This is a genomic window from Parasediminibacterium paludis, assembly GCF_042651445.1.
Classification (GTDB): Bacteria; Bacteroidota; Bacteroidia; order Chitinophagales; family Chitinophagaceae; genus Parasediminibacterium; species Parasediminibacterium paludis.
The window spans coordinates 1-25,754 of sequence record NZ_JBHSDC010000024.1 but is presented as its reverse complement, the minus strand read 5'-3'; the positions used below and the strand labels follow the sequence as shown (position 1 = coordinate 25,754).

At 36.5% G+C, this 25,754-nt stretch carries 20 protein-coding genes; 11 read left to right on the top strand and 9 right to left on the bottom strand.

The window, feature by feature from the left end:
- Positions 1-802 precede the first annotated feature (802 nt).
- Positions 803-1,864, top strand: coding sequence for an NADH:flavin oxidoreductase/NADH oxidase (locus ACFOW1_RS12315; protein WP_379014630.1), 1,062 nt, complete (start codon positions 803-805; stop codon positions 1,862-1,864).
- Between the two features lie 95 nt (positions 1,865-1,959).
- Here the strand turns inward: ACFOW1_RS12315 and ACFOW1_RS12310 are convergent, their stop codons facing one another.
- Positions 1,960-4,539, bottom strand: a complete 2,580-nt coding sequence (locus ACFOW1_RS12310; protein ID WP_379014680.1) for a ligase-associated DNA damage response DEXH box helicase — start codon at positions 4,537-4,539, stop codon at positions 1,960-1,962.
- Positions 4,540-4,692: 153 nt separating this feature from the next.
- Entirely contained in the window at positions 4,693-6,114 is a 1,422-nt protein-coding gene (locus tag ACFOW1_RS12305) for a c-type cytochrome (protein WP_379014628.1), read from the bottom strand.
- 117 nt (positions 6,115-6,231) lie between these two features.
- Between ACFOW1_RS12305 and ACFOW1_RS12300 the strand changes: the two genes are divergently transcribed.
- Positions 6,232-6,465 (top strand): hypothetical protein, encoded by a 234-nt coding sequence (locus ACFOW1_RS12300; protein ID WP_379014627.1) that lies wholly within the window; start codon positions 6,232-6,234, stop codon positions 6,463-6,465.
- Complete coding sequence (locus ACFOW1_RS12295; RefSeq protein WP_379014625.1) at positions 6,455-6,760, top strand: type II toxin-antitoxin system RelE/ParE family toxin; 306 nt, start codon at positions 6,455-6,457, stop codon at positions 6,758-6,760. Before ACFOW1_RS12300 ends, ACFOW1_RS12295 begins: the two co-directional genes overlap by 11 nt.
- A gap of 4 nt (positions 6,761-6,764) precedes the next feature.
- Here the strand turns inward: ACFOW1_RS12295 and ACFOW1_RS12290 are convergent, their stop codons facing one another.
- The 3 genes from ACFOW1_RS12290 to ACFOW1_RS12280 are packed head-to-tail and all read right to left on the bottom strand — an operon-like array spanning position 6,765 to position 9,752.
- Positions 6,765-8,474 (bottom strand): ATP-dependent DNA ligase, encoded by a 1,710-nt coding sequence (locus ACFOW1_RS12290; protein ID WP_379014624.1) that lies wholly within the window; start codon positions 8,472-8,474, stop codon positions 6,765-6,767.
- Between the two features lie 36 nt (positions 8,475-8,510).
- A complete protein-coding gene (locus tag ACFOW1_RS12285) occupies positions 8,511-9,575 on the bottom strand; it encodes a ligase-associated DNA damage response exonuclease (RefSeq protein WP_379014623.1) in 1,065 nt (354 codons plus the stop codon).
- Between the two features lie 6 nt (positions 9,576-9,581).
- Positions 9,582-9,752 (bottom strand): DUF2256 domain-containing protein, encoded by a 171-nt coding sequence (locus tag ACFOW1_RS12280; RefSeq protein ID WP_379014622.1) that lies wholly within the window; start codon positions 9,750-9,752, stop codon positions 9,582-9,584.
- 491 nt (positions 9,753-10,243) lie between these two features.
- Between ACFOW1_RS12280 and ACFOW1_RS12275 the strand changes: the two genes are divergently transcribed.
- Positions 10,244-10,732, top strand: a complete 489-nt coding sequence (locus ACFOW1_RS12275) for a hypothetical protein (protein ID WP_379014620.1) — start codon at positions 10,244-10,246, stop codon at positions 10,730-10,732.
- A gap of 134 nt (positions 10,733-10,866) precedes the next feature.
- On the opposite strand, the gene ACFOW1_RS12270 is transcribed toward ACFOW1_RS12275, so the two are convergent.
- Entirely contained in the window at positions 10,867-11,955 is a 1,089-nt protein-coding gene (locus ACFOW1_RS12270) for an alpha/beta fold hydrolase (protein WP_379014618.1), read from the bottom strand.
- Positions 11,956-12,365: 410 nt separating this feature from the next.
- Here ACFOW1_RS12270 and ACFOW1_RS12265 point away from each other — a divergent pair, with 410 nt between their 5' ends.
- A complete protein-coding gene (locus tag ACFOW1_RS12265) occupies positions 12,366-13,472 on the top strand; it encodes a hypothetical protein (RefSeq protein WP_379014616.1) in 1,107 nt (368 codons plus the stop codon).
- Positions 13,473-13,532: 60 nt separating this feature from the next.
- On the opposite strand, the gene ACFOW1_RS12260 is transcribed toward ACFOW1_RS12265, so the two are convergent.
- The 3 genes from ACFOW1_RS12260 to ACFOW1_RS12250 all read right to left on the bottom strand — a co-directional run bounded on the left by ACFOW1_RS12260 (position 13,533) and on the right by ACFOW1_RS12250 (position 16,445).
- Positions 13,533-14,096 (bottom strand): isochorismatase family cysteine hydrolase, encoded by a 564-nt coding sequence (locus ACFOW1_RS12260; protein WP_379014615.1) that lies wholly within the window; start codon positions 14,094-14,096, stop codon positions 13,533-13,535.
- A 115-nt stretch (positions 14,097-14,211) separates the two neighbouring features.
- Positions 14,212-15,468, bottom strand: coding sequence for an MFS transporter (locus ACFOW1_RS12255; protein WP_379014613.1), 1,257 nt, complete (start codon positions 15,466-15,468; stop codon positions 14,212-14,214).
- Positions 15,469-15,905: 437 nt separating this feature from the next.
- Positions 15,906-16,445, bottom strand: a complete 540-nt coding sequence (locus ACFOW1_RS12250) for a PPC domain-containing DNA-binding protein (protein WP_379014612.1) — start codon at positions 16,443-16,445, stop codon at positions 15,906-15,908.
- Between the two features lie 704 nt (positions 16,446-17,149).
- Between ACFOW1_RS12250 and ACFOW1_RS12245 the strand changes: the two genes are divergently transcribed.
- Genes ACFOW1_RS12245 through ACFOW1_RS12220 form a run of 6 tightly spaced genes read left to right on the top strand, consistent with a single transcriptional unit; the run spans position 17,150 to position 25,482 of the window.
- Positions 17,150-18,172, top strand: coding sequence for a PDDEXK nuclease domain-containing protein (locus tag ACFOW1_RS12245; protein ID WP_379014610.1), 1,023 nt, complete (start codon positions 17,150-17,152; stop codon positions 18,170-18,172).
- 33 nt (positions 18,173-18,205) lie between these two features.
- Positions 18,206-19,915, top strand: coding sequence for a hypothetical protein (locus ACFOW1_RS12240; protein WP_379014609.1), 1,710 nt, complete (start codon positions 18,206-18,208; stop codon positions 19,913-19,915).
- A 4-nt stretch (positions 19,916-19,919) separates the two neighbouring features.
- On the top strand, positions 19,920-20,804 hold the full coding sequence (locus ACFOW1_RS12235; protein ID WP_379014608.1) for a hypothetical protein: 885 nt from the start codon (positions 19,920-19,922) through the stop codon (positions 20,802-20,804).
- Positions 20,805-20,821: 17 nt separating this feature from the next.
- Complete coding sequence (locus ACFOW1_RS12230) at positions 20,822-23,374, top strand: Hsp70 family protein (RefSeq protein ID WP_379014607.1); 2,553 nt, start codon at positions 20,822-20,824, stop codon at positions 23,372-23,374.
- Positions 23,375-23,382: 8 nt separating this feature from the next.
- Positions 23,383-23,661, top strand: a complete 279-nt coding sequence (locus tag ACFOW1_RS12225; protein ID WP_379014606.1) for a hypothetical protein — start codon at positions 23,383-23,385, stop codon at positions 23,659-23,661.
- A 21-nt stretch (positions 23,662-23,682) separates the two neighbouring features.
- On the top strand, positions 23,683-25,482 hold the full coding sequence (locus tag ACFOW1_RS12220; protein WP_379014605.1) for an AAA family ATPase: 1,800 nt from the start codon (positions 23,683-23,685) through the stop codon (positions 25,480-25,482).
- Positions 25,483-25,754 lie beyond the last annotated feature (272 nt).

Below are 25,754 nucleotides of genomic sequence, written 5' to 3'. Positions count from 1 at the left end.
CTACAATAACTTGTGTATACTAGGGTATTACCCTAGTATATATTTGTTGTAGAAACAAGAAGGCTAAATGGTAAGCAATCGTTAGTAGCAAGTTTCGTTAGAGGCCGACATCTTTCTGAAGATGGTTTATCGAGAATCAAGCAAGCTGTTAGACAGCAACACATTAATTCTAAGAATTTTCATATGGCAAGTAATCGTTAGAGGTCGTTCTGTTTCTACGGAATGACCCTTTTTTTCGTTAAGGCTTTGCGAATATATATGAACAGAACATTACCGCAATCATTTTTTAACAAATAATTTCTAGATTTTTTAAAAAAGATAATTATTAAGCTAATTGCGTTCGTTTTGCGTTATATATTTTTTAATTTATTATTTGGTCACTTATTTTTTATCATTTTTGAATTGTTTTTTATAGTTGGGCATCATCATCTTTTTTTGTTAGAATCTACTATTTATAGGTATTGTAGCTGATTTTATTTGGTTTGCGATAATATACTATGTTGGAACTTGTAGATTAGCGTCTGCATCGAAATTCTACATTTGTATAACAAAAGAATAATCGATAGTTGTTAAGCTGTGAATCAGCACAAACTCGATTCTAACTTTTTTTCATATGGCAAGCAATCGTTAGAGGTCGTTCCGTTTCTACGGAATGACCCTTTTTTTTACTAAATAAGTCTTCTTTGTAAAATTCTCCTCCTTTTGTAAAAAGTTATGATTAAAAACTCTCCCAATTTAGTAAATAAGTAACTAGCTATCGGCATCTTATATAAATAACTTTGCAGTACAAATTATTTCAACCATGTCTTTATTGTTCTCGCCTTTAACTATAAAAAGTATCACGCTTAAAAACAGATTGGTTATATCGCCTATGTGTCAGTATTCTGCAGAAGATGGTATGGCAAATGATTGGCATTTGGTGCATTTAGGTAGCCGAGCAGTGGGTGGTGCAAGTTTAATTATGCAAGAAGCTACTGCAGTATCGCCAGAAGGACGCATCACTGCAGGCGATTTAGGTTTGTGGAATCATAAACAGATAGAAAAACTACAAGCTATCACTCGTTTTATAAAAGCGCAAGGTGCTATTGCAGGAATTCAGCTAGCACATGCAGGTAGGAAAGCAAGTTGTGCGGTACCTTGGCTTGGTGGCAATCAAATTGCACAATCAAATGGTGGCTGGCAAACAGTGAGTGCATCTAATTTACCTTTTTATCCCGCGGACGAAGCACCAATAGCACTAACTACTGATGATATTATAAAAGTTGTGAGCGATTTTAAAGCTGCAACAGAAAGAGCATTGGAAGCTGGTTATCAAGTTATAGAAATTCATGCTGCGCATGGTTATTTAATTCACCAATTTTTATCACCATATAGTAATCACCGCACTGATGCCTATGGCGGTAGTTTTGATAACAGAATTCGTTTATTACTAGAAATTGTTGACGCTATAAACACGGTATGGCCCGCAGAATTACCATTTTTCGTAAGGCTTTCTGCAACAGATTGGGTTGAAAATGCGTGGGATGAGCAACAAACAGTACAACTATCTACCATACTTAAAAACAAGAGGGTTGATGTGATTGACTGCTCAACTGGCGGTAATGTGCCTGGTGTTAAAATTCCAATTGAGGCTGGCTATCAAGTACCTTTTGCAAAAGCGGTGAAGCACCAAGCATATATACTTTCTGGTGCGGTAGGTTTAATAACAACCGCTACACAAGCAGAAGCTATTTTACAAAACCAAGAGGCCGATTTAATATTTATTGCGAGAGCCTCTTTACGAAATGCATATTTCGGTTTGGATGCAGCAAAAGCGTTGGGTGAAGAAATTGCGTGGCCAAACCAATATGTAAGGGCGAATTAGTGGAATGTGAATAGTCAAAAGTGAATAGTGAAAGCGAAATCAATATTGAAGCATAAAGAACTTAAATCTTAAAACAAAGAATGCAAAACTTGCAACTACTTCAACTGTTCTTGCATGCGCCTTACTCTATCTTCCAATTTTTCGGACGATAGATTATTTCTATTCAAGCCATCCACTACAATAGGAAAACTAAGCGGTGTTAATCGGTCTGGAAATGTAATAATGATGCGGCTTTGCTGAATGCGTTGCAAAGCAGTACGCAGTCTTGTTTCTTCCATTTGTTGGGTAAAAACTTCGTTGTAAGCTTGGCGCAAGAGTAGGTTAGAAGGGTCGTATTCGTTAAATACTCTAAACAATAAAGAGGCAGATGATTGTAGATGTCTCGCCTTTTTTTGCTCACCCGGCATACCTTGAAAGATTAGCCCGCCGATAACGGCAATATCTCTAAACTTACGAGACGCCATTTCTACACTGTTCACACTTTTTTGAATATCTGCAACCAAATTATCGCTGGTAAGCAATTCATAAATATTGCTATCATCAACGGGTATCGGCTGGTCGCTTAATAATTCAAAACCATAATCGTTCATGGAGATAGAAAATGTGATAGGCGTTATCTGACCAATTCGATAAGCCAATAAAGCACTCATGGCTTCATGCACTTGTCTGCCTTCAAAAGGATATACCAATAAATGAAACCCATCTTTGCCTTCTATTTGTTCAATTAATAATTCTGTAGCTTTTGGTATGTGTGATAGCTGCGCTTGTAAAGCAAATAAGGGTTGAAGGGCAGTGAGTTCGGGGGAAAACGGTCGACGGTCGACGGTCGACAGTCCACGGTCATTTACTATGGTCTGTTGTCTATCGTCTACTGACGCAAGACTAAACGTTTCTCTCAGTACATTACCCAAATTAGCCGTTAAACTCATTCTACCACCCATCCAACTTGGTACAATTGACTTCTTAGAGGTTGATTTTTTTACAAACGCCGTCATCTCTTTGATGCTTACCAATTCTACATTTCTACCTGCCAAAGTAAATACATCACCTGGCTCAAGTCTACTGATAAACCATTCTTCAATAACACCGATATAACCACCACTTGTAAATTTCACCTTCATCATGGCATCGCTTACAATTGTACCTATATGCATGCGATGCCGCATGGCAGTTCTTCGGTTATTGATTTTATAAATGCCATCTATGATTTCCACTTTTTTATACTCATCATATTGCTGTAAAGCTTTGCCGCCAATAGTTATATGCAATAGCACTTCGTTAAATTCATCCTCAGTAATATCGCTAAAGCAATAGGTGCTTTTTATTTCTTGGTAAATGCGCTGCGCAGAAAAACCTTCGCCTACAGCTAATGTGCATAGATACTGTGTTAATACATCAAAGCATAAGAGCATGGGTTCTTTTCCTTCAATGAGGTTTTGTTCAATGGCCGATTTTAAAGCGGCAGCTTCTAATAATTCTAAGGAATGTGTAGGTAAAAAGTAAATCTTACTCACATCGCCTGGTTTGTGGCCGCTTCTGCCTGCACGTTGCAAAAAGCGACTAACACCTTTTGGCGAACCCACTTGAATAACGGTATCTACAGGTCTAAAATCTACACCCAAATCCAAACTAGCTGTACATACCACAGCTTTTAAAGTTTTTGTATGCAAAGCTTCTTCTACCCATAAGCGTAATTCTTGCTCAATACTGCCGTGGTGCAAGGCAATGGCACCAGCCAATTGTGGTGCTACATCTAATAATGTTTGGTACCAACGTTCTGCCATACCACGTGTATTAATAAAAATTAATGTGGTAGTACTTGCTTCAATAATAGGAATAATCTGTTCGGCAAGTTTGATGCCTAAATGACCAGCCCATGGGTATTTTTCTATCTCCTCTGGTATAATAGAATAAATACGAATTTGTTTGTCTAAATTGGCTTTAACAATAACACCGTCTTGTTGTAATGGACTTAGTAAAACATCTTTTGCTTCTTCTAAATTACCAATGGTTGCTGAGATACCCCAGAGGGAGTGCCGTTGACCGTTGACCGTTGACCGTTGGCCGCTAACAGTCTTTAACAATGGGTTATTCGGTTGACGGTCGACAGTCAACTGTTGACAGTTAAGGATTCTCGATATCGCCAATTCAACTTGCACACCTCGTTTGCTACCAATTAGTTCGTGCCATTCGTCAACCGCAATTACTTGAAGGCTTTGCAGACTTTCCGTATAAGATTTTTGAGCTAAGAATAAATGTAAACTTTCTGGTGTAATAATTAATACTTCTGGTATATGACGTTTTTGTTTTTGTCGCTCGGAAGTAGTGGTATCGCCATTACGAATGCCTACTTGCCATTGCATCCCAAGTTCGGTAATCACTTCCTCCATGGCACGGCCGATGTCTTTAGCCAAAGCTCTCAAAGGCGTTATCCAAAGTAATTGTAAGCCATTATTTTTAAGCGATTGATAATCGTTTGGGTGCTGGTTAATAAACTGAATAACAGCCCCTAAATACACAGAAAAGGTTTTGCCACAACCAGTAGGTGCATTAACTAATCCACTATTGCCATCAATAATGTGCTGCCATGTTTCTGTTTGAAACTGAAACGGCTGGAAGTCTTTGTTGGCAAGCCATTGCGAAACGATTTGATAGCCTTTGGTGGTTTGTAATATGTGTGTAGGTGGTGTAATAATAGAAAGTTTAGAATAGGTAAAGTAGGGTTAAAGATAACAGATTGCACTATTGAAGCGAGAATGAACAAAGCGCCGCAGTGTGCGACGCAACGAAGCTAAATAGATGTACCACTGCTGGTATCATAAAGGCTACTACAATGTCTTCAAATACTCAATCACCGCTTTGCGTTCTGCATCTGACAATCTATCGCCAAAAGTGTGGCCTACATTGCGATAGCCGGGTAAATCGGTATTATAAGTAGTACGCTTTTCTGGCTTTGTTACCGTTTCATATTGCCACCCAATATTGTCGTAATCGTAAGTTGGTTGTTTGAAATTGCGCTTCCAATAGCGTGGTCTTTCTTTGCTGTTTAACAAGGCTTGCAAAGTTGGTACAGAGCCATTGTGCAAGTAGGGCGCGGTAATCCAAATGCCATCTAAAGGCGGCGCAATATAGCCTTTATAAGGCTCTAATCTAGCAGGGTTATCACCTTGCGCAAACCAGCTTTTATTAAACCAATCGATAAACTGCGGATTTTGCTGATTGCCTAAATACAACATAGAATCGGTGCGAATAATAGACGCAGGAATTAACAGATTAGGATATTTACCATCATCGCCATAAGTGCCATGGCATTTGCTACAGTTAGTGGTAAATATGGTTTTGCCTTTCGCTGCTAAATTATCGTCAATGGCTTTAGGATATTTAGGCGGATTGATAGATTTGATATATGCTAATACATCACCAAAATGGCTGTTCACTTCTCTTGCCTCGCTGCTATCTTTTACTGTTAATATATTGCTAAGCATTAAAAACTTACCAAAATCACCACGGCCAAAGCCGTTGTAGAACATGGCGTTTTTCTTTTTCAGTAACCACCAAGCAGGTACATCGGTTGGTACCACTTCGTTTGGTATATCTAAAATGGGTGTTGGTAACCATTCTAGTGTTTGCGGGTCACGGTGTGCTACTAATAAAGCGGCTAATCTATCGGCTGCATTAACGCCTTGTACTTCCGTTTGCATATAAGGAGCAATAGCAGAGAATGAAGTGATAATGGCTTTGGTAGAAGGATATTGGTTAGGGGCAAAAGTTTGCATTACTTTGATGGCAGCGCTGTTTAGGTAACTAGATGATTTACCAAAATTGGTAAAATCTTGAAAGGTATTACCTAAGCCCACATACAATTTACCTTCAAATTCTTGTGCATGACATTGCAAACAAGTAGGCACCACAACGTCTATATCGTTCTCGCCTTTAACCACATTAAACCCATAGGCAACCGTGGCGTTTTTGCCAGTACGGTTAAGAAAATTATTCTTGTCTTTGCCTAAAAAAAGTGTGTAAAAATTGTATGGTAGACCACTTTTAAGATAGTCGCCAGTAGTGAGATAATTATAGCCAATAGCGCTGTCACCGCTACGTTGAGCGCTTGGTGGAATGAAGGTAGGTTTATCGTACTCGTCGGCTTTATTAATAAAAGCAACACTTATAGTAATAAATAAACAAATGATGATAACTGTAAAATATTGCCTGCGAACCATATTAATACTTGCTAAAGATGTAAGGTACATAACAGATAACACAGCTAAAAGTTACATCATTACTTAAAATGGTTCAAAAATGGTTTTTCAGCGTTAGATTTAGTTTAAAAAATTATAAATTGCAGTTACTTTTTAAAATGTATAATTATGAATTATAATGCAACTAGAGATCAAATTCATCAACTAATTGATAGTGCAAATGATAGCCAACTTGATGCTGTGTTGCACATATTAAAGCCCGCAACAGAAAGGTACACACAAGTTGAGTTAGATAGTTTTTATGAGCGTGTTAGATTGCTTGAGAATAATAGCGATAAAGGACTTTCTGTGGAAGCATCTCATATGCTTGTACGTGAAAAATTTGGCAAGAATGGTCTATAATCTTGTTATTTCTTCATTTGCGCAGCAAGATACTTATGATGCTTTTGAATGGTATGAGTTACAACGTAGCGGTTTAGGTGAAGAATTATTAAAAGAACTTGAATTGGCTTATTGTAAAATAGCAGCCCATCCTGAACATTATGGTTTTATTGATGGTAGAAAAGATTTACGTGATTTTCTGTTACGACGTTTTCCTTTTTTAATTGTGTATCGTATAAAGGGAAATTTGATTGATGTAGTTGCTGTTCATCATGCTAAAAAGCATCCTCTAAAAAAACGTGGGTCTAACATCTAACGCTTTAGTTACTATCCTTTTTATTGCCATAAATGCGTAGCATATTTTTCAAATCATCTAAAGTGTTTATTTCATCTGCTTTTTTATCTTTTCGCCAGCGGTTCATACGTGGGAAACGCAATGCTACACCGCTTTTGTGCCTTGCGCTAGCCGCAATACCTTCGAAAGCAATTTCAAAAACGAGTGCTGGTTTTACCGTTCGTACTGGGCCAAATTTTTCAATTGAATTGGCTTTTACAAAAGCATCTACCTCGTTAAATTCTTTATCGGTTAGTCCACTGTAGGCTTTGGTAAATGTTACCAATTTGTCGCCCTCTTTTACCGCAAAAGTATAATCTGTGTATAAGTTGCTTCTTCTACCATGACCCTTTTGAGCATAAATTAACACCGCATCTATCACCATCGGCTCTATTTTCCACTTCCACCAATCGCCCACTTTTCGGCCTACTTGGTAAGGGGATGCTTTGCGTTTTAACATCAAACCCTCGCTTCCCATATCTCTAGAATCTTGTCTCAGTGCTATTAATTCGTCCCAACCACTTGCTTGTATTGTGGGTGATAATTGAATAATATTGGCTATATGTGGTTGATTCGTCAATAGCTGGTGAATCATGTTTTCAAGCAGTTCTCGCCGTTCTTCCAAGGGCTTCGTGCGGATATCAATGGTATTATATTCTAATAAATCATATGCAAAAAAGCTAATGGGTGCTTCTTGTAATTGTTTTTTTGTAATTGTTTTTCTACCAATTCTTGTTTGTAATAAACTAAATGGTAATGGCTTTAAATGTTGTGTTGGTAATATTTCCCCATCAATCACCATACCATCTGGCAATACTGTTTTAAGTATTTGATACTCAGGAAATTTATCCGTCATTAATTCTTCGCCGCGGCTCCAAACATACAATTCGCCATTGCGTTTTATCATTTGACCACGAATACCATCCCATTTCCATTCAGCTTGCCAGTCTGTAATATCGCCCAAACTTTGTGGTGCATCTTCTAAAGCATAGGCCAAATAAAAAGGGTAGGGCTTACTATCATCTTTACCAGCAGTATCTTGACTCATTAAGTCGTTAAACCGAATCGTGGATGGATCCCAATTGCCACTAATTAAATGGGCAATAGTAGAAGCCTCGATTTTCGTGGTTTTCGCCAAAGCATTGACCATCATTTTCTGTGATACACCAATACGAAAGCCGCCAGTAATCAATTTATTGAATACAAAACGCTCTTCCTGATTGAGTTGCATCCAGGTAGAAATAATGAAATCTTTCTTAACAGATTCTTCTTGCTTCTCTAAAACAATAAATTGTTCTAAGTAATAAGACAATGTATATAATTCCCCTTTAGGGGTTAAGGGTGTTGTTGGGGGCGGCAATAACAAAGCGATAGTTTCTGCTAAATCGCCCACTGTATGATAAGATTCTTCAAATAGCCATAATGGCAAATCAATTAATGCTATACACCATTGTTGTAATGTGGTGGAGTTAACAATGCGTTTAGGTCTACGACCGCTAAAAATTGCAATTACCCAAACCTTGTCTTTGTCGCTTGCAGTAGAAAAGTAGTGTTGTAAAGCGTTTAGTTTTTCTGTGTTTTTGGTAGATGTGCCAAGAATATTAACGAGTGATGAAAATAAAGAGAAGCCATCAACAATTTCGCCCCCAGCCCCTAAAGGAGCGTTTTCGAAAGTTGTCTTATTTTCAATATCCATAGCGTTTCGTTTTATTTCCCTTTAGGGATTAGGGGCTTATTCCTCTTCAGAGGCTTTAGGCATTAATGGCATGTTAATTTCGTAGGCTTCAATACCTGTTTCTGTTAAGTATCTACTAAGTGCGGCTTGAAAACCATGTGTTACCAATACCCGTTCTGCTTTTGTCGCTTTAATGGCTTGTAATAAACCTGGCCAATCAGCATGGTCGCTTAGGCTAAAACCTGCATCTACATTGCGTCTTCTTGCATTCCCTCTTACTTGCATCCAGCCACTGCATACACCTACTTTGTAAGGTTGAAACTTTTTCATCCAAGGTGTCCCATCTGCGCTCGGTGGGGCAATGATAACAGCATTTTTTAGTTCGGCTTTTGTGGTTTCTGTGGTCACTCTTTTTACAGTGGGTAAATGAATACCCATACTTAACAAAGTTTCATGTGTGTTCCAAATAGCGCCATGTACATAAATATTGTCGGTAACAGCAGATGCTGCTTCAATAACACGTTGGGCTTTGCCAAGACTATAAGCTATTAGTACTGAACTCGTATTATTGGCTTGATTGTCGATAATCCATTGCTGAATTTGTTGGTAAATCATGGCTTGTGGCTGCCATTTATAAATTGGTAAACCAAAGGTACTTTCAGTGATAAATGTGTGGCATTGTATGGCTTCAAATGCACCACTTAAACCATCGTTCTCGGTTTTATAATCACCGCTAACTACCCAAACCTCGCCGTTATATTCAATCCGTATTTGTGATGAGCCAATAATATGCCCTGCGGGATGTAATGAAATTTTTACGCCATTGATATATACCGCTTCGCCCCAAGCGATACTTTGGTAATTATTATTACCCAAACGTAGTTGCAGCAAAGGTTTGGTAAGATGATGGCATAAATAATGTTGGCTACCCCAACGTGCATGATCGCTATGCGCATGGGTAATAATGGCTTTATCGACTGCTCCCCAAGGATCAATATAAAAGCCGCCTTGCTGGCAATACAAACCTTTATCGGTATAGGTGAGCAGTTGCCTCCTAACAATGCCCCCGCCTCCTAAAGGGGCGTCTTGTAAAGAATCGGTATTAAAATTATTGTCTAGCATGGTTACTTATTTTAATTCCCCTTTAGGGCTTTGGGGCTTGCTATTTCTACATTTATCACTGCAATATTTGACTTCTTCCCAATTTTTAGCCCATTTTTTGCGCCAAGTGAATGGTCGGTTACAAACAAGGCAAAGCTTTGTAGGAAGATACGATTTATTGGGATTGCTTTTAGGCATGGTAAAGTTTGTATTACTTACAAACTAGTAATGTCTTAGTTCGATACTAACATGGTTAGGCGTATTAATCATCTGTTGTTATCACCATCCTGCCAAGGTTGCTTTATATAAGTCAGATGCTGATTGACTGGTATCAAGCATTATTATAATTTCATGCATTAAGTTGCTATTTATTTCCTTAAGTTTATGACTGTGGATTTCATATTCATCTCATACACTCCTCATACACTATCCATACTTCGGGTATAGCTCAAGTATACCTTAGCCATACTTTAAGTACGAAGGATGAACGAAGGATGGCTGCTTCAATGATGCCTATTACTTGCTTCGTTGTACCTAGATATTCTCATCAAGGCGATATAGTGAAAGGCACCTATATTTGGTGAAAGAAAAGAAATTTGGCAATAAAGGGTGCTGGAAAGCATGACGTATCGAGTCAAGATGATGAACGATATGATTACACGGCAATAGATATTTTAAAATTTATACTAATGAACGAGTTTAAAATTACATTAAAGCAACAATTGCGGCTGCTTGCTAATGCCTTTATTGTCCCTTTTTTATTGACGATTTTCGTTTTATATTTCAATTTAATTACCTTTTTTATTATAATACCTTTTCTTGTTTTCTTTATTATAGATACACTTCCAACTATTCTTTTACATATAAACTATTTTCGAGAGAATAAGAATTGTATCTTAATAATCGATAAGGAAAAAGGTGTGCTTAGTTTTAATAAGAAAGGCAAAGATACTATTAATAAAATAAGCGACATTTCCTGTCTTTGTACTATAAAGTCAACTGTATATAATTCCGGGAAACATTCTTTTGGTCAATACCGGTTTTGTAAAATAGTGTTTGTTGATAGTACTGAAATCACTGTAACATGCTTAATGGTTTATGATATTGAAAATACTCTGAAATACTTATTAGATGTGCAACCAATCAATCGCTCAAAACTGTTTTGCTTTGTGGATTAAAAGAAAGCAAAAAATTATATTTATATATAGCTTATTCATTTAAAAATCCCATATCCGTGAGCTTGGTTCGAAACTACCATTTAGTGGATGAATTATCTTGATCTAACCTCATCTAAAATGATTGCAAATCCCCTCTAATTCAACTTTAAAAAAGCTGCTATCTGTGTGTTTAAAAATTTAGCATCGGCGGGGTTGCTGGCAGCGCCAGCAGTATGCCCCCATAATGAGGGAATGGGCAATAAGGTACCTGTATGCATAAAACCCGCTTCGTATTTGGCATCGCTCAAAGGAAAGTACAAATCTGTTTCAGAAGGCATGTACAAAAACGGCACTTTTATGGCTGCTAATGCTTTTTCTACGTTGCCATCAAAGCCGGGCGTAGCACCAATATCGTGGTGCTGCCAAGTGCGCATTTGCAAAATCAAATCATTGGCATCTGCACCGGGTATAAAGTTGGTGCGGTAGCGATTGAGCACTTGTTCAAACGTAGTGCCTGCGGGTGCATTGGTTTTCCAAAGCTCTTTGCGCCACCATTCTTGAGAGTACAACCAACCCGTCCACACTACTGAAAATGCTTCAATCCCTTTTTTGGGTGGGGCGGTATAATCGCCATTTTTAAACGCCTCATCTGCTGTTAATGCGGCAATTTGGCCTTCTAGTCGCACCACACCATGCCCATAGGTTTTAGACGTACCCGAAGTGGCTACAATTTTACTAGCAAAATCTGGATAGCTCACTGCCCACTGAAATGCCTGTTGCGCCCCCATCGAAAAGCCTATAATGGCTTTCAGATGGGTAATATGTAATTCCTCTACCAATAGTTGGTGTACCGCTGCTACATTGTCACGAATCGTCATCATGGGGAAACGTGGACCATGAAAAGGTTCGGGTGTATTACTTGGCGACGAACTGCGGCCATTGCCAAACAATTCGGTAGCCACCAAAAACAATTGGGTAGTATCTAAGGCTTTGCCAGGGCCTATTAGCCATTCGTAGCCACGGTAAGTGGCCATATAGTGGGATGGTAGCAATACCACATTGTCTTTAGCAGCATTCAGATGCCCATAAGTGCCATAAATAATATGTGCCTGCGGCAAAATAGTACCGCTTTCTGTTTTAAAGTTGCTAATGATATATTCCCTTTTGGTAGAGGTTGGTACGTCTTTGGGTGCTTGCGCCAAAGCTTGCTGGCAGATTAAGAGTAGTAATAGCAGTTGTTTCATGCTTTAAAGAAAGCCAAATTTTTGAACATAGCAAGCGCCACTTGTCAATTTGCTAGCACAACGATTAGGTTTAGCAGGTTTTGTTAATTGCTTAGGAGATAGAGCAAGCTTTTGATTAAACCAATTAGCAGTATCAATCCTTTTTGGCGGTTAGTTTTGGTCTGATTGATCGATTGAATAGTTTAGCTTTTAGGTGCTTGCGTCAGCCTCAATTTTGAAATAGCGACCCAAAAAAGTACGTAACATATTGAACGTATTATTTATTTATTATCCAAAACTAAAACGTCTGTTGGTGGCGAGGTTAAAAGTAAAGACTTGTGCCAATTGCATCACAAAAGCGTTACAGTAACTTAAATATTCCTTAACCTGAACCAAGGAAATAGGATAGGTTATACCGCTAGTTTTACCGCATGAAACAAGTAATAATCGCCTTCTTTTCTTTTTGTTTACTACAATCTGTATCGGTAACCATTAAAGCGCAGCAACCTACTCAAGCAAAGAACCTCATCATTTTTGTAATGGACGGGTATCGCTGGAAAGAGCTTTATCAGGGAGCAGATTCTAGTATTTTATTTAACAGAAAGTATAATCGCGGCGATTATAATTGGACTATCACCAAATATTGGGCTGCCAATGCTGAAGAAAGGCGCAAAAAATTGATGCCTTTTACATGGCAAACCATTGCGAGTGAAGGACAATTGTATGGTAATAGAGACTATGGTAACTATGTTAATGTGCAAAATTCATACTGGTTCTCTTATCCTGGTAGAAATGAGATTTTTACTGGTTATTGCGATACGGCCATCAATTCCAACGACTATCCCGACAATCCAAATACGAATGTGCTTGAATTTATTAATGCACAGCCTGATTTTACTGGCAAAATTGCCACTTTTGCTTCATGGGATGCGGTTGCTCGCATACTTAATCGGAATCGTAACCATATGCCAGTAAACATTGATAGAGAAGATGTTATGGGCAATCAGCTTACTCCGCTTCAACAGGAAGCCAATACCTGGCAGCACTTGCTTCCAGATGTATTTGGCAAAGGTGAGCGACTAGATGTTGGTACGTATATGCTTGCTAAAGCTTATTTATTGGCCAACCATCCAAGGATTTTGTATATAGACCTTGGTGATAATGATGATTTTGCACATGCTGGCGAATATGGCGATTATCTTGATGCGGCCCACTATGCAGACGCCATGATTGCTGATATTTGGAAAACCATTCAGGCAGACCCTTTTTACAAAGGTAAAACGGATATGTTGGTAATGCCAGACCATGGTAGAGGCAATGGTACTGAGTGGACCAACCACGGCGCTCGCACCGCACACTCTGACGAAACCTATTTGATGGCTATAGGGCCTGATATTGCGGCAAAAGGTGAAATGAAAGATGCCAGTCAAATTTATCAACAGCAATATGCCCAAACCATTGCTGCTTTGCTAGGTTTTACTTTTACCGCCAATCACCCGATTGCGGCTCCTGTAAAGCAAATTTTAGTGCATAAATAGGGATTATTCAGACGAAAGTCTGTTAAATCCCTCGCACAGTGTTTTATTAATCGATACCATCTATTTTGCAAGCCATTCTTCTAGCGATAATACTTCAGCTTGGCGTGGAAAAACCTTGGTAGTGAGTAGGTGGTGCACGGCTTCATCGCCATCTGCGCAGCCATTAGACAATACGGTCAACTGGTAATCCTTATCGGCAGCTTCTCGTACAGTAGACAAAACCACGCCGCTGGTAGCAATGCCCGTAAGCACTAGGTGCTGTATGCCTTGCGCCCTTAATACCACTTCTAAGTCGCTACCAGTAAAAGCACTCACACGGCGCTTGGTGACTACAATATCGCTTTCTACAGGCGCTACTGCTGGGTGTATGGTGGTAAAAGCGCCCATATCGGTGTTTGCAAAGCGGTCTTTATTAGCAGCAAATCCTTTATTAAAGCTACTTATTTCTGGGGTACCCTGTCTAAAGCCCACCACTACGTAAATCACAGGTATGTTTTGGCTACGTGCATGGGCTATTGCCGCCGCTACATTATCTAGAATAGTGCTTGTATTTGGTAGCATGCCCAAGATGGCCGTTTGCATATCCATGACTAAAAGGGCGGTATGGTGTGTGTTGTTTGCCATCGTTCATTCATTTATTAGTCAAAAATACCCATTTACAAAACAATTGATTGCCAATCGGTCACTTTTGCTTTGTTATTATTTACGGTCTATGGTTGATGATACATTTATAAAATAGTTATACCATCATTTCGGTAGTTGTTGGTTGTTGTTGGTTTCTTGTTTGTTGTAAATACCAATACAACATGCCCGCTATTACCAATGCGATGATGCCTTGGCCTAGCATGGTGTTATCGGCGCCAATTTTTTGGGATACTGCGCCAATAATCAAACTCCCTAAGGGTAGCATGCCAAAATAGGCCATTGCTACATAACTCATCACTCTGCCCCGCATCACTTCGTCTGTATGCATTTGTATGATGGTGAGGCAAATTGTATTTTGTGACATGCCTCCAAAGCCAGACAAAGCCGCAAACAACATCGCTATAGGAAAATAAGCGATATGGGAGAACAATATCAAACCCACACCCAAAAGCGTAATATTTACCCACAGTGCTTTTTGTTGGCTTTTGCTAGTTTGTTTAAACGAAGCTAGAAATAAAGTAGCAACAATAGCCCCTAGACCAATAAAACTGCTGATAAAACCAAAAGTGGTGGCACCGCCATTAAAGACCACTTTGGCAAACACAGGTAGTAAGGTATCATAAGGCAATACTAGCAAGCTAACCAATGAGATGAGTACAATTACTACGGCAATTTGGGGCGTTTTTTTTAAGTAATTAATGCCTTCTACAAATTGGGATTGCATATTGGTTTGCACCACCTTTTTTTGATAAGGGGGCAGTTTGATTAATAATAATGAGAGAATGACTGCCACAAAACTGACAGCATTTAGTAAAAAGCAAATACCTGCCCCAAAACTGCCAAGTACGATACCCGACAGCGCAGGCCCTACAAGCCTTGCAATATTCACCATCGAAAAATTGAGTGCTAGGGCATTGGGTACATCTTCTTTATTGCTTACCAACTCATGTATTAAAGGTTGTCTCGCAGGCACGTCAAACGAATTGATGATACCTAGTAACACACTGAGGGCTAAAATTTGCCATACGGCAGCATGGTTGGTAAGGGTTAAAACGGCGAGTAAAACCGCCTGCAGCATGGAAGCTGTTTGGGTAATTAATAATATTTTGTAGCGGTGATATCTATCAGATACAATGCCGCCAAGTAATGAAAAAACAAGGGATGGAAATTGCGATGCAAAGATGGACAAACCCAACATCAGCGCAGAATGTGTTAAGGAATAGATAAGCCAACTTACGGCTGTTCGCTGCATCCAAGTGCCTATTAAAGACAAAGATTGGCCGCAAAAAAATAGGGTATAGTTTCGGCTGCGAAAAGCTCGAAAAGTATGGTTCCATCTGTTTGTTTTCATAAGTATCGTAGGCGGTTGCGTGATTGATTATGTTAGCGCTTAGCGCTCAAAATGTGATTTTAAAAGTGGTTTACCACAGATATTATATTGGATGAGAATATCACGCTTCTATTTTTTAGGTTGCTAGGAATAGGAATTGAATTTAACTATCAAATATTTATAACAGTTATTATCAATAATGGTTGATGATGATGGCTGATTGCATGTAAAAATGGGGTGGTACTTGGTACTAAGTATGCATGTATGGGTTTATAAAATAATGATGGTGTTATGGAAAAGTGTGGTAAACTGGTTGGCTTGTAACCATGATTCGCTAGTGAATAGCAAATGCCAATTTAATTTATGTTCGAAAATGCAAGAAAGCTAGTAAAAGCTTAGCAAAGCCTCATGTAAAGAGAGGCAGAGCAACTGCGCTAGCTTTCTTTACCCCAATCTTGCTACTCCTTCATAGGCGTCATGGTTCTTATTTCTGGAAAATCTTTGTTCCATTCACGGGTGATGGGCTTGGTGGTAGGGGTAATAAATATTTCTAAAATTAAGGAGACGGTTGCTTCTTTTAAATGACCACCATATAGTTTATAGTCTGGACCTGCCAACGCAATATGGCTGTGTACAATGGGTTTGTTCTCAAAATATCCCAAATTGCCTGTTAAAGAGATCACTTCCATGGATGGGTTGAACGTTTGGTATACGTATCGCTTTTCGTCGATATTGTAGTAGGCTACTGTTACCGCTTTCACAGCGCCAATAGCAGTAATGCTGGCACCTGGTAGTTTTTCTTTGGCCATGAATGCGTTTAAACTTGCAATTACTGGCTGTCCGCTCTTTAAAACCAATAAATAACCATTGCCATCCTTACGATAGTCTAATTCGGTATCTACTTCTTTATTGATTGGTTGTTTAAGGGTGTCTTGGGCTGTCACTCGATTAACAGTGCAAGTTAGAATGAGTAAAAAGCATAAGTACTTGATAGGCATTATTGTCGTTTAAGAATTGAAATTACAGCTAAATTCACAAAACATTTGTTGGCTGCTTCGTTGATGTGGTATTTTTGGGGACAGTCCTTAAGTTTGAGCGGAAATGGGTTGTGAGGATAACAACTTAGGTGGCGGTAAACTAACTGATAAGGCGTATATTCATTTTATACTTCAATCATAAAGGGGCCACGACCAAAAACACTTTAAGATTTGTATTGGTACTATTTGGATTTTTTAAGATTTTGCTTGTAATAATCTTGCATATTAGGAAGTTTGCTAAGAGGATCAATACCTCTACAATATCTAATGTAGCAGTCTTGTATATGTACATCATGAACCAACTTTTTAAACACCCCTTTTTTCGAGTTTGATTTTTTAATAAAGCGGTAAGATTATGAAAAACTTGCCGAAACACTCGCGTATATCATTGCCTTTATAGATGATGAAGGCACCGATATTGCCAAATTTGTAGATGACATGCTGCTTTTCTGGGACGATATCACAGCAGGCAACATTAAACATGTCTGCCACGGCCTTTGGTTCTTGTTAAATGAAAATTTGTAGCCTTAAATGAGGAATAATTCTACAACTTACTATTTTCGATTGGCAACTTGCATATATATATGTAAATTCATTACTTTTAACGCTGTTTAGTTTACTTTGTACACAAATACCATACTATTACCACAATTAACTTTCTTTCTGTGCTCATCAATCAGTCAATAATACCAGATATAAAAGCAATTATTGCCAATGCACAAGACAAGGCAATTAGAGCGGTTGATACAGAAAGAACTTTGATGTATTGGAACATTGGCAAACGTATTTTTGAAGAAGAGCAACAAGGAAAAGATAGAGCCGAATATGGTGAATACCTAACAAAATATATTGCCCAACAATTAGAACCCGACTATGGTAGTGGTTATTCCAAACGCCAAATAGAACTATTTCGCCAGTTTTATCGCACATTTCCAATTGCGAACGCACTGCGTTCGCAATTGAGTTGGACACAATACAAAACACTTATACGCCTTGATAATCAAGACCAAAGACAATTTTATATAGCCGAAGCAGTAAAAAACAATTGGACAACTCGACAATTAGAACGCCAAATCAATAGCAGTCTATACGAAAGGCTTTTATTGAGCAACGATAAAGAAAGTGTTTTAGCTGTAGCAAAAAATGAGAAACTACCATCCGATGCTAAAGAGATAATCAAAGACCCAATGTATTTAGAGTTTATGGGTTTAAAACGAGAGGCATCTTACTACGAAAAAGATTTAGAACAAGCCATTATCACACACCTTCAAGATTTTCTATTAGAAATAGGCAATGGCTTTTCATTCGTGGCACGCCAAAAAAGAATACATATCGAGGGTGATGAGTTTTTTGTGGACTTAGTTTTTTATAATCGGTTGCTACAATGCTTTGTAATTATCGAAATTAAAACTACCAAGCTAACACATCAAGATATAGGTCAATTACAGATGTATGTAAACTATTACGATAGAATAGAAAAATTACCAACCGAAAATTCAACAATTGGTATTCTATTATGTGCCGATAAAAACGATGCTGTAGTAAAATTTACATTACCAGAAAATGCAAAAAACATAATAGCAAGCCAATACAAATTATATTTACCAACGGAGCAACAATTGCTTGAAGAAGTTAATAAGGAGTTAGAAAAAAGAGAGGATAGTTATTTTACTAATGAAAAAAATTAAAAGTTATTTTACAGCATTAAGAATTAATATTTTATGAATTTGATTTTAACTAACCCTTATAGAATTTTAGGTCTACTTGCTGGTGCTTCTGCAAGGGAGCAGCAACGCCAAACTACAAGGTTGATACAGTTTATTGGTGCAGAACAAGAACCAGATGATGACTTTAGTTTACCAATACTTGGAAAGTTAAGTAGAACAGTTTCTAGCGTTGAGGATGCAGCTTCAAAGCTTAATTTAGAAAGCGACAAAATAAATGCTGCATTATTTTGGTTTATTAATGGCAATGAAATAACCGACGAGCCAGCTTTCGATGCTTTAAAAGATGATAATCCTTTAGATGCATTAAACATTTGGTCAAAGCTTACTGATGTAAACGATGTTACAAATAAAAATTACTCAGCTTTTATAAATGCCTCTACTTATAAATTAAAAATTGCATTTTCAAGAGTTCCCTATGTTATAAGTGCATTAGAAGAAGGCATTGTTTTAAAATTAAAATTTCTCGAAAGTGATTTGCTCAATGAATTTGTTAAAAAAATAGTAGGGATAACATACAAACCTAAAAAAGAGGATTTACAAAAATATTTCTTATCTCAAATTCAATTTGAATTAGAAAAAACAGAACAATACTCTTTCGATAAATTTTTAGACATCATTAGTAAAATTGAGTTTTCTGGCAAAGAAGATTTCTTAAAAGAGCTTGCACAAAAGCCAATTCAACAAATTGAAAAAAAGATTGATGAAGCAAGAGAGCAACGAAAAGCAAATAAAGCAGCAGCAAATGATATAGGTATTTCATTATTTCAGGAATGCTCTGTTAGTTTAGCACAACTAAAGTCCACATTAGGGTTAAGCAATTCAAAATTTGCTGCCATATCAGATAAGGTTTCTGAAGAGGTATTGCAATGTGGTATTGATTATTTTACTTATTACAGAGAAAAAAGTACCGACCCAAGCAATGCTTCAATGAGTTTATTTAGAAAAGCTAAATCTTTAGCTGTGGGTAGCTTTGCAAAACAACGTTGTGAAGAAAATACCAACAATTTACAAGAATGGATTGATGAAAAGCCAGAGAGAGATAAGCTGAATCAAATTAAGGCTGACCTAGAATCACTGGTAGCAGTTTTTGAGGAATTTGATAATAAACAAGAAACTATTGAAAATGCTCAATCTTTGATAAATCGTTGTAGATACAAGTTAAATAATATTAAAGACGTATTGGGAAATTCTGATGAACTTTATTTGAAACTATCAACAAGAGTGGCATCACAAGCCCAAAGCTATATAATAGAAGAAGTAAATCGGGTACAGGATTTTATTCTTAAAAAAGTTCAAACTGTGTATTCCCAACATGAAAAAAGGGTCTGTTTTGATGTTCTGAAGATGAAACTAAAAGAAGCTTGGGATGTAAGTAATTCGATAGGCACTCTAGATATGGAGTATGATTTTAGAATTAACCGCTATAACAAAAACAAAGAGTCATTACGTGGGCTTTGTGACCAATTACAGGTCAGCACTTCATCTTATTCCGCACCATCTAATTCAGGTAGCACATCAAGCACAAATAAATCTTCTACAAGTCAAAGCAAAACAAATCGGCAGAGCGATTTTAATTTTGGTGATAATGCTTGGTGGATTTTAGGTTTAGTAGGTTTGGTGATAGGTGCAGCTGCTGGCGAAGGTGGTGGTGCTGTAGTTGGTGCTATCATAGGTGCAGTTATTGGTTCAAAATTTAAAGACTAAAACAATGAAAATAACAACAACATTACTATTTGCATTTGTGTCACTTAGTGTTTTTTCTCAAAGTGTTGACACCTTAAAAAGTATCAAAGCATTAGAAACAAAGTTAAAGTCGCTAAATGCAGAGCTTACAAATCGTATAGAAACGGTAAGTAAAGTAACTCAGCTAAACGCATCTTTAATTGATAGTTTACAAAAGCAAACAGTAGTAAACAGCAATGAAATTGCAGGAGCTAATCGGCAGTTAGGGATAAAAATCAGCAATACCGAAAGCAGTATAAATCAAAAAATTCAAACTTTAGACAACTCGTTAAGCAAAAGCACTCTTTATTGGGTTATTGCTTTTTTAGCTACAGTTTTACTCTCTGGCGTTGTTTATTTTCTTTTAGGCAAACGCATTAAAACAGGCAAATCAGATGTTGAAGAACAAATTTCTAAAACAAAAAAAGTCCTTGAAGAAGAGGGAATAAAACTTGATACCAAATTAACTGAAGTTTTAGAAACACAATTGAAAATAGTACAAGCAGAACGAAACACAGCAGCAGCAAGTAATACAGAAGAAGCCGACCATTCATTAGCACTAAAAGTAGCAGATGAAATAATGAGAATTAATAAAAACCTTTCTAATATGGATGCAAATACCAAAGGCTTAAAACAGCTTGGTGCATCAGTTAAGAGAATAGAAGACAACTTTGCTGCAAATGGCTATGAGATGCCTGAATTATTAAACAAGCCTTTTGATAAGAGAGATAAAATGATTGCCAATATGGTAGAAGATGACAATCTTGAGAAAGGAAAAGAAATGATCACTAAAATCATTAAACCACAAGTAAATTTCAGAGGCATTATGATACAAGCTGCCCAAGTTGAAGTTTCGGTAGGTACTAAATAAAAAAAATATTTAAAAAAATGCGTACAAAAATTGACTACGGTATTGATTTAGGGACAACTAATTCTGCTATTGCAAGAATAGAAAATGGCAAAGCGATAATTAAAAAATCAGATACATTAAAAGATACCATACCTTCTTGTGTGAGTGTAAATAAAAAACAAGACATTCTAGTTGGTGACCCCGCTTATAATACTCTAAAAATGGATAAGCTTCGGGCTTTAAAATCGCAAAAGCAAGAATCTACAAATTCTTATTTGGAGTTTAAGCGTACAATGGGCACAGATACTTCGTATTACAGTTCCAATATGAACAGAAATTTTAGTTCAGAAGAGTTATCTGCTGAAGTAGTTATGAAACTAAAATCATTTATAACAGATGAAAGTATAAAATCTATTGTTATTACAGTTCCTGCAAAGTTTACAATGGTTCAAAAAGATGCTACAATAAAGGCAGGTAAATTAGCTGGCTTTGAACATATAGAATTATTGCAAGAACCAATAGCTGCATCAATGGCTTACGGTATTGATGCTGTTAATAAAGACGGCATTTGGCTTGTTTTCGATTTTGGTGGTGGAACTTTTGATGCAGCTTTAGTAAAGGTGGAGGATGGAATAATGAAGGTAATTGATACTGAGGGCGACAATTGGTTAGGGGGTAAAAACATTGATGAGGCTATATTGGATGAAATTATTCTACCTTATTTAGAGTCAAATTTTTCTATCAATGATATTTTATCTGATACTTCAAAAAAGGAGATCTTAAGGAACTCTGTTAAATTTTATGCCGAAGATTGTAAGATCCAAATGTCTTTTAAAGAATCGTACAACATTTTAACAAATTTAGGGGAATTGCCATTTGAAGATGAAAATGGCGAAGAGCCTTCCTTGGATATAAATATTACTCAGGAAACGATGCAAAATGTAGTCGGTCCCATTTTTCAAAAAGCAATTAATATTTGCAAAGACCTATTAAAACGTAACAATTTAAAAGGTTCTCAGCTTACAACATTGCTTCTTGTTGGTGGCCCTACTTACTCACCAGTATTAAGAAAAATGCTGAAAGAACAAATAACTGATAAGGTTAATACTTCTATAGACCCAATAACTTGCGTAGCTACTGGTGCAGCTTCTTTTGCATCTACAATTAGTATTTCTGAACAAGTAATTGAACAAACAAGAGATAAAACAAAAATTCAATTAGATGTTAAGTATGAAGCTACAACAGTTGAATTGGATGAAATGGTTAGCTTAAAAATTTTAAAAGATAAAACAATAGGAACTATACCTGATAAGGTTTTTGCAATTATTTCACGTGGTGATAAAGCTTGGGCAAGTGGTAAAAAACAAATAACTGAAAGAGCAACCTTATTCGATGTACAACTAAATGCTGGTGCTTCTAATTCTTTTGAAATTTCTATTTATGACGAACAAGGGAACAATTTAGATAGTCAGCCAAATACATTTAATATTTTACAAGGTTTCAATGTTGGGCAAGCCACATTGCCTTACTACATAGGCATTGAAATATTTGATAGTGTTTTAGAACAGGATGTTTTTATGCCCATTAATGGTCTTGAAAAAAACAAAGAAATCCCACCAAATGGCTTAACGGGTGTATATAATTCTTTAAAAACACAAAAGCCCATCAGACCAGGTATTGCAGCAGATAGTATAGTTATCCCTATCTATCAGGGTGACTATAATGCAAAGCATACAAGGGCAATTTATAGCGAACATATTTTTGATGTAATTATTAGTGGAGAAGATATTCCTGCTTTATTGCCAGAAGGAAGTGATGTTGAAATTACTTTAAAAATCAACAGGTCAGAGGGTGCAACGCTATCTGCATTTTTTCCTTACCTGAATCATACAGAAGAAATTCCTGTTAAGTTTGAAACTAAATCAGCATTAGATGCAAATAGTATTCGTAATGAAATTGTAAAAGCAAAACGCCAAGCCGAAAAAGTTAATGCCCAGCAAATCAAAGCGGAGTTAAAAGTAGTTGAAGAAAAATTAGAAAATAAAGGTGGTAGTGATGCTGGTAGGCTTGAAGTATTAAGTAATTTAAGAGAGCAATTAAGACATTTAGATAAAGTAACAGAAGAAACAGAATGGTCAAGAGTAGAAAAAGAATTAAAAGAAAACTATTATAGATTAGAAGATTTGATTGATAGAGTCAAAGCAAATGATGAAGATGAAAGAATTAACTGGAATATGGTTAATGCAAACAAAGAGGAATTAAACGGAAAGATTGAAAAATTGGTTAAAAACCCCGATGTATATGAGGGGAAAGCTGTTTTAGACGACTTAAATGGGCTAATACATACTTTAATAAGAATTGCAGCAGGTGCAGCACTATTAATGCGATGGATTAAAGAGTTTGATGATGAGTTCAATGATATTCAATGGAAAGACAGAAATAAAGCAAGAACCATTATAAATAAAGGATTACAGATGATTCCTAATAATCCATCAGAGGAGCAATTAGAGAATGTATTAAGCCAAGTCAGAGATGAAATGGCAACAACACCTGAAAACGAAGAAAGAAAAATGAAATTAACTAACAGATAAATTTTATAATGAGTACAACAGGAAATAAACAGCTTGATAATATACTACAAACATCGGATGAGTTTTATATGTGTGAAGCAATGCAGCGGTTAATCGCACACGAGTATGGAGAAAATTGTTTTCAATTAGTTTGTTATGATATGTCTTGTGGTTGTGAACAAGTTGATAGGTGCGACTTAAACGAAGGAGAAACTATTAAAAGCCTTTACCCAGAGGCTATTGAAATTTCTTTGGATGACTTTAAGGCTCAATTTATTGCTTGCGTTAATAAGCGTAATAATTTATAATAATTACACAAGGAATTATCTATGCAAAGTACATTAACTAAATCACAGGTTGTAAATGGTTACACCGTTGTACTTTTCATTAAGCAAGCTATTAATGCAGAAACTTATAGAGTGAAAGGTAATGATGGGAAACTTTATTTTCTAAAGTTATTCAATTATTCAAAACTTCATAGAACTGCATTTGATGGAGACGGTAATTTGTTAGAAATAGAAATACTTAAAACAATATCACATCCAAACATTGTAGCTTATAAAGACAGTGGTGAGTTAATTATAGACAACAAAAAATTTAGCTATCTTGTTCTAAACTTTATTGCTGGCGAAACACTAGCAGAAAGAATAGCAAGAGAAAATATTTCATCGTTGTATGATGCTAAATTATTTGTGTCAGGTATTTTAAATGCTTTAAAATATTTGCATTCTCAAAAAGAACCAGTAATACATAATGAAGTTACACTTCAAAATGTTATGCTTGATTTATCAAGCATAACACCAATCCCTAAACTCATTGACTTTGGTTATGCTCGTTTGTTTCATCAATCCTCTAAAACATTCAATAAAGAAGGGCTTAATCATTGGTACATAGCAACTGAATGTTTCAATAATATTTACTCACCACAATCCGATTTGTTTTCTGTTGGTGTGCTACTGTATCATTTGTTATTTCAATTACTACCTTGGTATAAAGATTTAGCTAAGTATCAAGCAGCCAAATTAAAAATAGAAGAAGTCATTATAGAACAAAGAAAAAAGCCTTTATCTTTTAAAGATATAGAAGATAAAATATTTGATTATGAACCCTACATTAATAATGTAATTAAGAAAGCATTACATCCTAATACAGAAATTAGATTTAAGTCAGCAGATGAATTTTTACAAGCATTAAACGGTGATATAGAAATTGAAGATGTTGATAAAGTCGAAATTCAAAAATCAGATAAAGAAGATGCTAATACCAAACAATTTTCTGTTAAACCAAAAGGAAAAGGATTTGACGCAATTGCAGGAATGAAAGAACTAAAAGACCAATTACAGCTTGATGTAATCGATGCTTTGCGTAATCCAAAAGAATATGAAAGATATGGAATATCCATACCCAATGGTATGTTGCTTTATGGCCCCCCTGGTTGTGGTAAAACTTTTTTCTCAAAAAGATTATCCGAAGAAGTTGGTTTCAATTTCATTGATATAAAACCATCAAGTTTGCAAAGCAAATTTGTAAATGCAACGCAAGAAAATATTGCTGCTATGTTTAAAGAGGCAGAAGAAAAAGCACCTACTATAATTTTTATAGATGAATTAGATGCTTTAGTGCCAAGCAGAGAAGGAGACCTACACCAAATGCACGCCAATGCTGTTAATGAATTTCTTGCACAAATGAATGACTGTGGTGCAAAAGGAATTTTTATTATAGGGGCTTCCAATCGTCCTGAAAAAATAGACCCAGCTATACTTAGAGCAGGTAGATTAGACAAAAAAGTTTATTTGCCACCACCAGACTTTGAAGCAAGAAAATCTATGTTTGAAATGTACCTTAAACAACGCAAAGAGGTACTAGATTTTGGTATTGATTATGATAAATTAGGACAACTTACAGAAAATTTTGTTTCTGCTGACATAGAGTTATTAGTTAATGAAGCATCAAGAAAAGCATTGAAGGATAAAAGCAGAATTTCTATGGAAACATTAGAATACACCATTAAAAACAACAAGCCAACAGTAAACTTATCTGAACTGAAAAAATATGAAACATTAAAAACTGTTATGGAATCTGGTGAAGATGTTTTTAATAAAAGAAATCCTATTGGGTTTAAACGTTAAAATTATACATTATGGACACAATAACACTTGATAAATTATTACTCAATACAGCATTTTGTTGTATGGCTTGTGATGGCAATATTGACCCCAAAGAAATTGAACTAATAAAATCTATGTGTTCAAATTCCCCCTTTTTGTTGTTTATAACTTTCGAGATGAAATAAACTCTTTAGTAACTCAATTAAATACAGGCGGCAAGGAATTTCTGTAAGCTCCCCTGAATCTCGCTCATTTAAAAGTTGACAAAAATGTTAACTTTAAATGACCGATAT

Excerpts from the sequence above, each read along its gene's own strand:
- ACFOW1_RS12315 (WP_379014630.1), top strand. The coding sequence starts at position 803 with ATGTCTTTATTGTTCTCGCCTTTAACTATAAAAAGTATCACGCTTAAA.
- ACFOW1_RS12305 (WP_379014628.1), bottom strand. The coding sequence starts at position 6,114 with ATGTACCTTACATCTTTAGCAAGTATTAATATGGTTCGCAGGCAATAT.
- ACFOW1_RS12300 (WP_379014627.1), top strand. The coding sequence starts at position 6,232 with ATGAATTATAATGCAACTAGAGATCAAATTCATCAACTAATTGATAGT.
- ACFOW1_RS12295 (WP_379014625.1), top strand. The coding sequence starts at position 6,455 with ATGGTCTATAATCTTGTTATTTCTTCATTTGCGCAGCAAGATACTTAT.
- ACFOW1_RS12290 (WP_379014624.1), bottom strand. The coding sequence starts at position 8,474 with ATGGATATTGAAAATAAGACAACTTTCGAAAACGCTCCTTTAGGGGCT.
- ACFOW1_RS12285 (WP_379014623.1), bottom strand. The coding sequence starts at position 9,575 with ATGCTAGACAATAATTTTAATACCGATTCTTTACAAGACGCCCCTTTA.
- ACFOW1_RS12280 (WP_379014622.1), bottom strand. The coding sequence starts at position 9,752 with ATGCCTAAAAGCAATCCCAATAAATCGTATCTTCCTACAAAGCTTTGC.
- ACFOW1_RS12275 (WP_379014620.1), top strand. The coding sequence starts at position 10,244 with ATGAACGAGTTTAAAATTACATTAAAGCAACAATTGCGGCTGCTTGCT.
- ACFOW1_RS12270 (WP_379014618.1), bottom strand. The coding sequence starts at position 11,955 with ATGAAACAACTGCTATTACTACTCTTAATCTGCCAGCAAGCTTTGGCG.
- ACFOW1_RS12265 (WP_379014616.1), top strand. The coding sequence starts at position 12,366 with ATGAAACAAGTAATAATCGCCTTCTTTTCTTTTTGTTTACTACAATCT.
- ACFOW1_RS12260 (WP_379014615.1), bottom strand. The coding sequence starts at position 14,096 with ATGGCAAACAACACACACCATACCGCCCTTTTAGTCATGGATATGCAA.
- ACFOW1_RS12255 (WP_379014613.1), bottom strand. The coding sequence starts at position 15,468 with ATGAAAACAAACAGATGGAACCATACTTTTCGAGCTTTTCGCAGCCGA.
- ACFOW1_RS12250 (WP_379014612.1), bottom strand. The coding sequence starts at position 16,445 with ATGCCTATCAAGTACTTATGCTTTTTACTCATTCTAACTTGCACTGTT.
- ACFOW1_RS12240 (WP_379014609.1), top strand. The coding sequence starts at position 18,206 with ATGAATTTGATTTTAACTAACCCTTATAGAATTTTAGGTCTACTTGCT.
- ACFOW1_RS12235 (WP_379014608.1), top strand. The coding sequence starts at position 19,920 with ATGAAAATAACAACAACATTACTATTTGCATTTGTGTCACTTAGTGTT.
- ACFOW1_RS12230 (WP_379014607.1), top strand. The coding sequence starts at position 20,822 with ATGCGTACAAAAATTGACTACGGTATTGATTTAGGGACAACTAATTCT.
- ACFOW1_RS12225 (WP_379014606.1), top strand. The coding sequence starts at position 23,383 with ATGAGTACAACAGGAAATAAACAGCTTGATAATATACTACAAACATCG.
- ACFOW1_RS12220 (WP_379014605.1), top strand. The coding sequence starts at position 23,683 with ATGCAAAGTACATTAACTAAATCACAGGTTGTAAATGGTTACACCGTT.